The sequence below is a fragment of the Stappia sp. genome (genome assembly GCF_965276915.1).
Taxonomy (GTDB): Bacteria; Pseudomonadota; Alphaproteobacteria; order Rhizobiales; family Stappiaceae; genus Stappia.
In genome coordinates this window covers 4190750-4202897 of sequence record NZ_OZ255709.1, presented here as the reverse complement: position 1 = coordinate 4202897, position 12148 = coordinate 4190750, and the positions used below count along the sequence as shown (strand labels likewise).

Here is a 12148-nt window from a genome sequence, read left to right as displayed (position 1 = left end):
ATTCTCTCCCATGGATCCCGATTTCTGCTCCGTTATGGGTTGTGTGCCGCCGCAACCAGAGCTTCTCTTCACGAGTTGTATGCAGAAAGGGTCGCAAATGGCGGCCGCGTTGGGGAGGGGGCAGATGTGACGGTTGACAGCCTAGATCAAAGAGATTTCGCCAGTCTGGATGGCACGGACGACTGCCGAAGTGCGGTTGCAGGCGTCGAGTTTTTTCGCCGCGCTTTGAACATGACCGTGAACGGTCCTGTTTGATATTCCCAGTATGACGCCAATTTCCCAGTTCGTTTTTCCGGCTGAAGCCCACTTTAGAATTTCCTTTTCACGCTCTGATAATTTGTATTTTTGTTTGCTGCCTCCGTTGCTGATCTCTTCAATGACATGGTGCGCGAATGTAGACACGATTTGTATCGACTGGCGAAATTCCTCATTTGCTTCGATGAACTCGCCCGACATGGTAATGCAGGAGCTTTGAGAATTCGGTTTGTAGAAGGGTATACAGTATCCGTCATTCATTCGAAAATCTTTGGACAGGTTCATTATATTTGAGGCCATGAGATTCTCCTTCGGAAAGTGAACTTCTGACCATCTGAAAGGAAGTATGGATCTTTTCGTGTGTGCTGCGATCGGATCGTGTTTGTAGAATTCGTTCTCGATATAAATATCGTGCCAATCTTCTTGCCACCCATTAATTTCTATATGGCTTTTGAAATCTTCCTCTTGATCAGGCATTCCTGTAAAAATGAAGTTTTCGAACCCGTAATGGGAAATGAAATTGTGAATCTCCAGATAAACTGTTTCTTTTGACTTGGATCGGAAAATTCTGCCAATGGCCTCGTATGTTCTTGCTTCGGCGGACATAATCTTTTCCTCTTTTCTGCATTAATTCATGGAGAAGCGGTTTCGCGCAAAAAAAATGTCGGGTACGGAGACGGCCAAGACCCCTCACCATTCCATCGCAATGAAATAGCCCGCATAGAACACCAGCCAGAAGCCGGAGAGCAGCAGGCGCTTTGTGCGCAGCTTGAGCCCGCCGAGCAGTCGGGTGAAGACCAGCCAGCTCGCCGCGCTTGCGAGGGCGAAGCGCAGCAGCCGGGCTGGCAGGCTCGCCGTGAGGAAGGTGGAGAGCGGCACCCCGGTCATTGCCGCTTCGGCGACGAAGAGCTTGTAGGGCGCGCCGCTGAGCGCCCCGGCCGCGAGGCCGGGGAAGAGGTCGCCGCCAAGCAGAACGGCGACGCGGGAGACAAGTTCCGGCGAGATCCCGGGCACGGCCAGCAGCACTGACGTTGCCGTTTCGGGAGCCGCCAGAACGAAGGCATAGAGGGCCGCTCCGCCGGCCAGTGCCCCGCAGGCCGCGGCGAGGCTGGCGAGGAGGGCTCGGCGCAGCCCGATCTGGGCGAGGAAGGTCAGCAGGACATCGGGAACGATAAAGAAGAGCGTTGCCTCGGCGAAGCCCCAGAGCGCCGCCGCCAGGAGGACAAGCCTATTCCCACGGGGCAAAGGTCTTCTCCGCCGACAGGCTGGCGAAGCGGGCGGCGAGGATGTTCATGAAGGTTGCCCTGTCGCCCGGCCAGGTGATCGGTTCTCCGACGAAGATGTCGCAGAAGAAGGGCACCAGCAGGAACGAGCCCTTGGGCAGTGCCTTGCCGAGGCCGTGGGTGAACACCGGGACGACGGGCGCATCCGGGTTCTTTTCGGCAAGATGCGCAATCCCCTTCTTCAGCGCGGTCATTTCCTCCGGCGCGCCGCGGCTGCCCTCGGGGAACAGGATCAGGATCTCACCGCGTGCGAGCGCTTCGTGGCACTCGGCCAGCGGATCGCCGCCGGCCGTGCCTTTCTGGCGATCTATCGGGATGATGTGCAGGATGTTGAGCGAGAACCAGGCCATCGCCCTGTTGGCGAGGAAGTAGTCGGCGGCGGCGACCGGGCGCAGCTTGGCGATCCTGGCGAGCGGCGTCAGGCTCATCATCACCAGCGTGTCGAGATGGCTGTTGTGGTTGGCGACCAGGATCGCCGGCCCGTCCTCCGGCAGCCATTCGCGGCGGCGCACATTGAGGCCGAGGACGAACAGAACGACCACCCTGACCAGCAGGAAGAACACCAGTTGCAGGATCCGCGTCATCGGCCAGATCCCTTCAGGTGTAGAGATAACGGGTGAAGTGGAAAAACAGCGGTGCGGTGAAGGTCAGGCTGTCGATCCGGTCCATGATGCCGCCGTGGCCGGGGATCAGCGCACCGGTGTCCTTGACGCCGAGATCCCGCTTGACGGCCGAGACGGTGACATCGCCGATGAAGCCGGCTCCCGCGATCATCGCCCCGGCCAGGCCGGCATGCAGCGCCGAGAAGGGCGTCACCAGAGGCGCGACCAGAACGGCAAGCACCGTCGTCGTCAACATCCCGCCGAGAAATCCTTCCCATGTCTTCTTCGGGCTGACCTGCGGCACGATCTTGCGGCGCCCGAAGAGCTTGCCCCAGGTATATTGGGCAACGTCGTTGAACTGGGTCAGGAAGACGAGGAAAAGCAGTAGCCCGGCTCCTGAGGCCGCCGTTCCGCCAATCGATCCGGGGCCCTCGACCGGCAGCACCAGCAGGAAGGCGGCATGGCTCAGCGAGAACACGCAGAGCATCAGGCCCCAGTTGAGCGTGCCGACCGCTTTCAGGAACCCTTCCGTCTGCTGCGACAGGAGCATGGCGAAGGGCAGGAACAGGAACATGTAGACCGGGATGAAGACGGCGAACATGCCGTACCATTCGTCGGCAACCCAGTAGTACTGCACGGGGATCGCCAGATAGGCCCAGAACAGCACCCGCCGGTCGGCGCGGCGCGTCGGGATCATCGACAGGTATTCCTTCAGGGCGAGGAAACTCACCAGCGCGAAGACGGTGATCGACAGCGTCCGGCTGAGCAGGAAGGCGGCGGTGAAGACGGCGATCATCGCCCACCAGCTCGTCGTGCGTTGCACCAGTTCCGAATGATCGCGGGCGGGTTGCGTTTTCGTCAGGGTGAAGACGATCAGGCTGGCGGCGATCAGCAGCGCCCAGATGCCGCCAAGCGCGATGTGGATCGGCAGCAGGGTCGTCATGCGGGTCCGCCTTCGGCAAGCGCCTTGCGGGCGCGGTTGAGGATCGTGAGCGCGACGAGCAGCGCGGCGAGACCGATTGCCCAGCCGGCAAGGCCCGGCCCGACGATGCCGAGCCCGATCAGCAGCGCCAGCGTGCCCATGAGGGCGGCGCGGTCGCTCTTTCCCATCGGCCCGTCATAGCGGCGCGAGGCGCCGATCTGGATGGCAATGACGCCGGTCATCTCGCTGATCACCGCAAGCAGGCAGAAGAGGACGACAGCGGCCGGTGAAATGCCGGGCAGCAGCGCGAAGGGCAGGTAGATGGCGGTGTCGGAGACGACGTCGCCAAGCTCGTTGAGGATCGCACCGAGCCGCGATTTCTGATCGTGCTCGCGCGCCAGCATGCCATCGACGGCGTTCAGCGCCATGCGGACGAAGAGAACGGCCGGCAGCAGGATCAACGGCAACGGATGGCCCGGCCATATCGCGATTGCCGCGCCGGCCGCCACGGACAGCAGGATCGCGGCGAGCGTCACCTGGTTGGCGGTAGCGCCGGCGGCGGCCAGGCGGCCGACGGCCGGGCGCAGCAGGTCCTGGAAGCGGGATTTCAGCTCGTAGACGGAGGCCATGGCGATATCGGTTGCGCGGGATGTGGCGGGACTGCGAAGGACGGGCGATTCAACCCGACCGCGAGACAAGCGCGTTTTCGCCTTTTGCGCAATGGGGGCATCGGTCGGCCTTTTGCCGTCATGCCCCCCGTTGCCCGGTCAGGCCCGCTGCATTTCGATGATCGGGATCCTGCGCGCCACGCCGCCTCAGGCGCAGCGGGCGCCGGCTTCCGCCTTGCCCTTCATCCCGACAAGGCTGTCGCGCGGGTTGTATTGCGGCTGGGTCAGGGTGAAGACCTGCTCCAGAGCCGTGCCGGCATTGTTGACCACCGCCACGTCCTGGACGACCAGCGTGTCGCAACCGGTGCCCTGGAAGCGGATGCGGATGCGGAACTTGCGGGGGCCGTTGTCGGAGGGGCCGAACTCGCCGTCGAGGGCCGGATTGGCTTCCGTGACGGTGCGTTCCAGCACGACCATGTTGGGCTGGTTCTGGGCGATCGGCGTGCCGCGCTCGGTCGCGTTGGCGACGATGGTCTGGCGGATCGTCGCGGCGTCGGCGCGTACCGAGATCGACTGGGCGCCGGCCGGTACGGTCAGCACTTCCTGCTGCGGCTGAAGCGAGACATTGCTGCGCCGGCCCGACTGGCAGGCGGTGAGCAGCAGCGCGGCGGCGAGCACGAGGGACAGACGGAGCAGCATTACGGCATTCCCCAAGGAGAAGGACGGCCTGGAACAGGACGAACCATTTTGGCGACGGGCGGGACGCCAGCCACCGGCTTTCGGTCGCAAATCAACATGCGCGCGCAAGGTTAACAAAGACTGGGTAGGGCGACATCCCGGCGATATTGCCAACCCGGTCCGCGCACAGGGCATGGGAGATGACCGGCGCGAAGCGGCTCAGAATGTATCACCGGAGGTGAAGCCTCCGCCGCCGAAGGACCCGCCGCTGTCGAAGCCGCCGCCTCCGAAACCGCCGCCGCCATGACCGGAACCGCCCATCGAGCCGGGCAGGCCGACGCCGCCGGGAAAACCGATGCCGCCACCCTGGCGCTTGCGCTTGCGGCGGGACTTCTCCGCCTTGGCCCAGTAGTCGGCCCCCGACAGCGCACCCTTGGCGAGTTCGCCGAGCAGGACGCCGGTCAGACTGTCATTGTCAAAGGTCGAATCCCATGTGTCATAGCGCTTCTGGCGGAACTGGCGGGTGACCTTGACGAGCTCGTCGCGGCGCCGCCCCATGTCGCGCAGATCCTGCTGATCGGCCTCGATGGTGCCGGTGCTGCGAGTGATGCGGGCATCGAGGTCCTGCAGGCGGCGAACGATGCGTTCGTCGTCGGGCGAGGGGGTGGCGAGTGCCTCCTGCCACAACGTGCCGAGCTCTTCCGATTGCAGCGAGCGCAGCAAGGCCTCTTCCGCCGTGCGGTAGTCGGCATCCTCGCCGGAGAGGTAAGGCTGCTCGCGGCGGGCCACATCCTCCAGCTCCGCCTCGAGCTTCTCGAGCGTCGCCGTCGCCTCGGCGATCCCGGCCTCCGCCGTCTCGATGGTCGCGGCAAGGTCCTCGCCGGCAATGTCCGCGGCCGCGGCGCGTGAAAGCTGGCCAAGTCTTGCCTTCTCGGTCTCGGCTTCCGCCTCCCGGTCGAGCGCGTAGGTCTCGAGCCTTTCGGGGATCTGCACCAGCATTGCGTAATTGGGCCGGGCATCGTCATAGCGGATGACCCGCGCCACCCAGCGGTCGAGCATGCGAATGACGCCCTTCGATGCATAGGCGGACGTTCCGAAACCGCGCTGCCAGAGATAAAGGAAGAGCGTGTCGCTCTCGTATGCGACACCCTTTTTCTGGCGGTCGGCCAGGGCCTGTTCGGCCTTGGAGCGGGCCGCTGCCGCGGTCTGCTCCGCCGCTTCTGCCGCCGCCCGCTGGGCTGTATAGGCCTCGTCGCCTGCAAGCTTTTCGTCGACGGCACCCAGGATCCCGTCAAGCCGGTCGCTGGCGCCGTCACGTTCGCGGGTCAGACGGCGTCGTTGCTCGGTCAGCTCGGCGATGTCGCTTTCCAGCTGATCGTGCTGGGCACGAAGAGCGGAAAGGGCGAGTTCGCGTTGCTCCAGCCGTCGCTTGGCCTCGGCCTCGTCGCGGTCGATCCGCTGGCCGAAGATCCTGTCGCCTCCTTCGCGCATGCGAAAGCGGGCGAGCTCGCGATAGGCGTCGAGCTCGGCCGAACGCAGATCGTTGATGTCGCGCATCGCCCCTTCGACGCGCCGCTTGAGCTGGTCTTCCTCATGCCGCAAATCGTTCAGGGCACGTTCGATGGACCCGAGCGTCTGCCGTCCACTCACCATGCCGGCCGCCCTCGCGCAGGTTCGCGTTGCTGTCGTTCAGTCCTGGCTACCATTGCGTGATCGCACCTTCGTCAACCCTCACGCGCCAATCCGGCTCCAGCCGGCCGCGTGCCTTGCTGCCGAGCACCGCATCGCGAACGATGCCGTCGTCTTCCTTGTCGCGGCGGACGGCGTCGAAGGTGGCGCGCGGCACGCGCTGGGCCCAGATATCGACGGACGAAACCGCGCCGTTTTCCTCGGAGGTGATCTCCTGGGAGATCACGTTCCCGTCCGGTGCCACCGCCTCGACCACGAGATAGTAGTTGCGGGTCGCGGTGTTCGCTTCCGGGATGCGGGTCACGCCGGTCGGCGTGCCGGGACGCGAAACGATGCGAACCTCAAAGACCTGGAGCAGGCGGGCTTCCAGCTTGCGCATGTCGGCAAGCGTCTTTCGCGCCGCCGCTACATCGCCCGAGGCTGCGGCCGAGCGTCCGCTGGCAGCCAGCGTTTCCGCCCGCCGGATCGCGGCATCGACCTCGGCCACGTCGCGGATGCGGGTGAGGGCATCGCCGAACTCCGCCGGCAGCGTCCGGGTCAGTTCGATGCGCAGGGCCTCGGCGGCGCGTTCGCGCGGGGCCACCACAAGAAACCGCCAGGCGAGGAAGGCGGCCGCCACCAGCAGCACCAGCACCAACAGGGCCTTCGCCCATCGCATGCGCGTCACGTAGATCAGTGCCAGCGTGCGCTGGAAGCCGGCGGCAGGCGGTGCATAGACGAAACGGTTCTGCTTCAGGTTCTCGACGCCCTCAAGCAGGATCCGGTCGGGAACCTCGATCCCCTGGCTGCGATAGATGTCCCGCAGCCGCTCGATCATCTGCGCGTCGCGCTGTTCGGTTCCAAGCTCCTTGAGCGCGATTCGTTCGTCGTGGCGCAGCGTGTCGACCACGTCCATCGCCATCATCACTTCGTCGAGTGGCGCCCTGGTCGAGGCGGTATCGGAGACCATCCAATCGCTCCCCTGCGGTCCCTGGTCAGGGTGACCGGTTCCGGCAAGCGGAACCGGATCGTCCGGTGTCAAGAAACGACCGGCGCCAACCGGGCGCCGATCATGGTGTCCCCGGGGCCGGTCAGGCCCCGATCATGTTGCCTTGCGCGGCGAGCTTTGCAAGGCGGCGCTTGCCGTCCTCGACCGCGTCGCGGATCTCCTCGGAGTTCTTCGTCGACATGGCGCGCATTTCGGTGATGATCTCGCGCGAGTTGACTTGGAAGTTGACGACGGAATCGACCAGCTTCTTCACGGCGGCCGCCTGAACGGTCGGGCCGTAACCGGCCTTCAGCGCCGCTTCCTGCACCGCATCGCCGATCTCCGCCAGCGTTTCCAGCGACTTCGACACGCCGTCCTTCATCGCGTTGAGCGTTTCGGTGGACTCGTGCAGGCCCTGCAGGCCGGTGAAGGAGGCGTTGAGCGCCGTCAGCACGGAATCGTTGGTCGAGAAGAAGCTGACGGCCTGGGCGTAGACCCGCTCCTTGGCGTTGGTCGTCTGCATCAGACGCGCCATGATCACTTCCGAGGTGTTGTAGCCGATCGTCAGGTTGTCGGAGAGATCCTTGGCGATCTGGTAGCGCTTCTCCTCGTCCTGCATCGCCCGCATCCGCTCGTCGCGGCCAAGCTCGAGCCGGGCGCGGCCGGCCGGGTCGGTGCCCTGGTAGGCCTCGACTTCCTTGTTGGCTGCTTCCAGGTCGGCCTTGGCGCCGTCCAGCTTTGCCGTCGCGGTGGACAGCACCTCGAGGGCCAGCACCTCGGCCTGCTTCAGCGCGCCGCGGAAGTCGCGGTAGGCCTCCAGGATGCGCTGCTCGCGCTCGATCTGGTCCTTGGTGTCGCGGGCGACGTCGATATAGATGTCGCGGATCTTGCCGAAACGGTCGGAGACCGTGCCGCGTGTCATGTCGCGCCACTTGTTTGAGATGTTCTCGAAGAAGGAGATCTTGCCGTCGGAAAGCTGGTCGACCATGCCCTTGGCATCGTCGCGGATCGAGTTGAACGCCTCGGTGATCGCCTCGTAGCGCTCGCCGATCGACATGCCCTGGATCTCGTTGCGAACCACCTCGTTGAAGGTCTGGGACTGGCCGAGCGTGCGCGTGATGACCGCGATCTTGTCCGGCGAGAGATCGGAAATCTTCTCGAGCAGCGCGTTGATCGGCGCCTCGGCAGTGCCATCGGGCATCAGGCCCATGTCGCGCAGGGCGGTCATCGCCTTGTCGAGATATTGCATCGGGGAAAGTCCGGTCTGCGCCACTGTTTCAGCCATCGTCCGTCCTCTGTCTTGACTGTGCCGCCTGTCACGCATCGTCGTTGGCGTGCGGGGCACTTAAAGGTTGTGCCTGACCTTGTCCGGGGGAAAAGCGACCGGAACAAGGCCGCCTGCCGTCCCGGGGCAGGGCAAGTTAAGCACATAAAATGCGACAGTTACACGTCCCCGGCACGGAACCCCGCAGCCTCGCGAATTCAACGGATGCCGGTTGCCACACGTTCCGCAAGGGCGACGGCGATCTCCGCCGCCAGACGCGCATTGTTGCGCACCAGCGCGATGTTGGTTTCCAGGCTGCGCCCGCCGGTGATCTCGAAGATCCGCGACAGGATGAAAGGCGTGACCTCCTTGCCGGCGATCCCTTCCCGCGAGGCCTGGCCGACCGCTGTATCGATCGCATCCGCGATCTCCGCCGGCGGGATTTCCGCCTCCGCCGGCACCGGGTTGGCCACCAGTACGCCGCCATGGCCGCCGAAGCGTTCGCGCATGTCCAGAAGGTCGGCGATCTCCCGGGCCGTGTCCATGCGGTAGGGGGCGGCAATGCCGCTGTCGCGCGACCAGAAGGCGGGGAAGGCATCCTGCCCGTGCGCGATCACCGGCACGCCGCGCGTTTCCAGCACTTCCAGCGTCTTGGGCAGGTCGAGCAGCGCCTTGGCGCCGGCGGCCACCACGCAGACCGGCGTGCGGGCGAGTTCGTCGAGGTCGGCGGACATGTCGAAACTCGTCTCCGCGCCGCGATGCACGCCGCCGATGCCGCCCGTGGCGAAGACGCGGATGCCGGCCGCGTGCGCCGCCATCATGGTCGCCGCGACCGTGGTCGAGCCGGGCCGTCCGGAGGCGAGCGCGATGGCAAGATCCGCGCGCGAGCATTTCATCACGCCCTCGGCCTTTGCCAGTTGCTCCAGCCGCGCATCGGAAAGCCCCACATGGAGCACGCCGTCGAGGGCGGCGATCGTGGCCGGAACTGCGCCGGCGGCGCGGATGTCCGCCTCGACCTGCCGGGCCGTCTCGACATTTCTCGGCCAGGGCATGCCATGGGTGATGATGGTCGATTCCAGCGCCACGAGCGGCCGTCCGGCGGCCATCGCGGTTTCGACCTCGTCGCCGAGAACGATGGGCAAATCGGTCTGTGGCGCGGCGTTCTGTTGCATGATGCGGGTCCGTTCCTCAGCGATCCGTATTGGCGTTCCGTGGCGGCAGCCCGATGCGGCGAAGGCCTTGCCGGCGTGCCCGGCGTCGCTCGCCGGATGTTGCAAGGCGGGCCTGATGGCAGGGCCGGCCGGATTTCGTTGTCCTATAGGCCGCGTTCGCCTGTCCTGTCGAGCACCCGTTGTCCGGCGCGGCCACACGGCGATGCTTGCCGTTGCGGTCGTGTCACTGCGGAGCGGGAGCGATTGCCGGCCAGGACAGTGCATCGGCAACCGCGCCGGCCTGCGACAGGGTCAGGGCCGCCGCATTCACGCCGGCGTTGACGGCTGCGGCGAGAGGCAGGCCGAACTCCAGGCCCGCCAGGGTGCCTGCGATCAGCGCGTCGCCGGCTCCTGTCACGTCGACGACCGGTGTTTTCCGCGTCGGGATCCGGACAACCTTGCCATCGGTCGCAAGGACGACAGGTTCGGCGCCCTGCGAAAGGATCACCGCACGGGCGCCGTTACCGTGAAGCGCTCGCGCGAGACCCTCCGCATTCGTTTCGTCCGGGCCGGTTCTGTCCGTATACGATTTGTCGCGGCCAAGGATCGCGGCTGCCTCGGCGGCATTGCAGAACAACATGTCGAGCCGGAAAAGAACGGGCGTGAGGCGTGCAGCCTTCGCCTGTGAGACGGCATCTGCGGCAATGCGGCGCGGGCCTGCCGCTGATGCGAGGCTAGCAATCACGCTCGTCGGCAGGTTGGCGTCCAGAAACCAGAGGTCCGCCCGTTCGACTGTCGGGGCGGGCGGCAGGAAGCTGCCGGGGGCAAGTGCATCGGTGATGCGGCCGTCGACCACGGCGGCCGCCAGGGATCCGTCGGGATCATGCAAGGCGAGGTAGCGGCCGGTGGGCAGGGCGGAGCGCCGAACGGCGGAGACGTCTATTCCCTCGAGAACCAGACGCGTCAGCAGCGCATCCCCCTCGGCGTCCGTTCCGACATTGCCGGCAAGGGCGGTTGCGACCCCGAGCCTTGCAAGTGCGCGGGCGACATTGGCCGCGACCCCGCCGGGGCTGGCGGAAAGGCGCGCCGGGGTCGATGTCTCGCGCAGGATCGGGACGCCGGCATGGGCGATCGTGTCGAGGTGAATGGCGCCGAAAGCGGCAACGGGCATGGTACGGCTCCGGGAACACGGGCGTCCCTCATGCCACATTCGGGCCCGCTCCCGGAAGCGGAACCGTCGGGCCGAGACAAAGGTGATTCTCCGCTTCGGCCCTGCCGTTTCGATCTCGTCTCTCGCAAAGGTTGCAACAACGCGCCGAACGAAAATCGAACAAAAACGGTTTTATGATATTTTTCAGTATGTTGATACGTATTGTAAAATCAGAACAAAAGAGGTACAAAAGCGCAGTTTGAATCGCCAAGCGTGGCGTGGAATAAGGATGACATCCGATGGCTCAGAATTCACTCCGCTTGGTCGAAGGCATGCAGATGGACAAGAACAAGGCGCTCGAGGCCGCCCTTTCCCAGATCGAACGCGCATTTGGCAAGGGCTCCATCATGAAGATGGGGCAGGGGCAGGTGGTCGAGGTGCAGACCGTCTCGACCGGTTCGCTCGGGCTCGATATCGCGCTCGGCATCGGCGGGTTGCCGCGTGGCCGCATCGTCGAGATCTACGGTCCTGAATCCTCGGGCAAGACGACGCTGGCCCTGCACACGGTGGCCGAAGCCCAGAAGAAGGGCGGTATCTGCGCCTTCATCGATGCCGAGCACGCGCTCGATCCGATCTATGCCCGCAAGCTCGGCGTCAATATCGACGACCTGCTGATCTCGCAGCCGGATGCGGGCGAGCAGGCGCTGGAGATCTGCGACACGCTGGTGCGCTCCGGCGCCATCGACGTGCTGGTGATCGATTCGGTCGCCGCGCTGACGCCCAAGGCCGAGCTCGAGGGCGAGATGGGCGACAGTCTGCCGGGCATGCAGGCGCGGCTGATGAGCCAGGCGCTGCGCAAGCTCACCGCCTCGATCTCCCGGTCGAAATGCATGGTGATCTTCATCAACCAGATCCGCATGAAGATCGGCGTCATGTTCGGGTCGCCGGAGACGACGACGGGCGGCAACGCGCTGAAGTTCTATGCCTCGGTCCGTCTCGACATTCGCCGCATCGGCGCGATCAAGGACCGCGACGAGGTGGTCGGCAACCAGACCCGGGTCAAGGTGGTCAAGAACAAGCTTGCACCTCCCTTCCGCCAGGTCGAGTTCGACATCATCTATGGCGAGGGCGTTTCCAAGATGGGCGAGCTGATCGATCTTGGCGTCAAGGGCGGCATTGTCGAGAAGTCGGGTGCCTGGTTCTCCTACAACAGCCAGCGACTTGGCCAGGGGCGCGAGAATTCCAAGCAGTTCCTGCGTGAGAACTCCGAGATCGCCGACGAGATCGAACTGGCCGTCCGGCAGAATGCCGGCCTGATTGCCGAGCGCATCACCGATCCCTTCGCGGAAGGCGACAACGAGGATGCCGGCGAGGCGTGATCACGGGCGCGGTCGTTCCCCGTCCCCTCCAATCGCGAAGGGCGGGCACCGCTCCGCGGCCGGCATGCGCGCCGGTGACAGTTTTCCCGAATAGTGGCGGGGCCTCGGGTGCAGGTTTCCGGTTGCGAGCCTTTCCGGCAGGTGCGCCGGGAAGGGCCCTAGGCATCGCCGGATCCGTCAATCGGGATCTTCCCCTCGAC

12 protein-coding genes are annotated in these 12148 nt (G+C 64.9%); 1 reads left to right on the top strand and 11 read right to left on the bottom strand.

The genetic code is table 11. From position 1 onward, the window contains the following. Positions 1 to 141 precede the first annotated feature (141 nt). The 11 genes from ACQY46_RS19650 to ACQY46_RS19600 form a co-directional block, all read right to left on the bottom strand. Entirely contained in the window at positions 142 to 861 is a 720-nt protein-coding gene (locus ACQY46_RS19650) for a helix-turn-helix transcriptional regulator (protein ID WP_428697667.1), read from the bottom strand. 84 nt (positions 862 to 945) lie between these two features. Next, on the bottom strand, positions 946 to 1500 hold the full coding sequence (locus tag ACQY46_RS19645; RefSeq protein ID WP_428697666.1) for a hypothetical protein: 555 nt from the start codon (positions 1498 to 1500) through the stop codon (positions 946 to 948). Further along, on the bottom strand, positions 1484 to 2122 hold the full coding sequence (locus ACQY46_RS19640; RefSeq protein ID WP_428697665.1) for a lysophospholipid acyltransferase family protein: 639 nt from the start codon (positions 2120 to 2122) through the stop codon (positions 1484 to 1486). Before ACQY46_RS19640 ends, ACQY46_RS19645 begins: the two co-directional genes overlap by 17 nt. Before the next feature lie 13 nt (positions 2123 to 2135). Further along, a complete protein-coding gene (locus ACQY46_RS19635; protein ID WP_428697664.1) occupies positions 2136 to 3083 on the bottom strand; it encodes a phosphatidate cytidylyltransferase in 948 nt (315 codons plus the stop codon). Beyond that, entirely contained in the window at positions 3080 to 3691 is a 612-nt protein-coding gene (locus ACQY46_RS19630; protein WP_428697663.1) for a CDP-alcohol phosphatidyltransferase family protein, read from the bottom strand. The genes ACQY46_RS19635 and ACQY46_RS19630 overlap by 4 nt, the downstream gene beginning before the upstream one ends. A gap of 186 nt (positions 3692 to 3877) precedes the next feature. After that, positions 3878 to 4369 carry a hypothetical protein gene (locus ACQY46_RS19625; protein WP_428697662.1) on the bottom strand — a complete coding sequence of 164 codons (492 nt, stop codon included), beginning with the start codon at positions 4367 to 4369 and terminating at the stop codon, positions 3878 to 3880. A gap of 198 nt (positions 4370 to 4567) precedes the next feature. After that, positions 4568 to 6001, bottom strand: a complete 1434-nt coding sequence (locus tag ACQY46_RS19620; RefSeq protein ID WP_428697661.1) for a hypothetical protein — start codon at positions 5999 to 6001, stop codon at positions 4568 to 4570. Positions 6002 to 6047: 46 nt separating this feature from the next. After that, on the bottom strand, positions 6048 to 6986 hold the full coding sequence (locus ACQY46_RS19615; RefSeq protein ID WP_428697660.1) for a DUF6384 family protein: 939 nt from the start codon (positions 6984 to 6986) through the stop codon (positions 6048 to 6050). A 121-nt stretch (positions 6987 to 7107) separates the two neighbouring features. Next, positions 7108 to 8289 carry a cell surface protein gene (locus tag ACQY46_RS19610; protein WP_428697659.1) on the bottom strand — a complete coding sequence of 394 codons (1182 nt, stop codon included), beginning with the start codon at positions 8287 to 8289 and terminating at the stop codon, positions 7108 to 7110. Positions 8290 to 8486: 197 nt separating this feature from the next. Next, positions 8487 to 9440: a pseudouridine-5'-phosphate glycosidase gene (locus ACQY46_RS19605; protein ID WP_428697658.1), complete on the bottom strand. Its 954-nt coding sequence runs from the start codon at positions 9438 to 9440 to the stop codon at positions 8487 to 8489. Positions 9441 to 9663: 223 nt separating this feature from the next. Then, positions 9664 to 10590: a PfkB family carbohydrate kinase gene (locus ACQY46_RS19600; protein WP_428697657.1), complete on the bottom strand. Its 927-nt coding sequence runs from the start codon at positions 10588 to 10590 to the stop codon at positions 9664 to 9666. Between the two features lie 278 nt (positions 10591 to 10868). On the opposite strand from ACQY46_RS19600, the gene recA reads away from it, so the two are divergent. Next, complete coding sequence (gene recA / locus ACQY46_RS19595; RefSeq protein ID WP_428697656.1) at positions 10869 to 11948, top strand: recombinase RecA; 1080 nt, start codon at positions 10869 to 10871, stop codon at positions 11946 to 11948. The last annotated feature ends 200 nt before the right edge of the window (positions 11949 to 12148 follow it).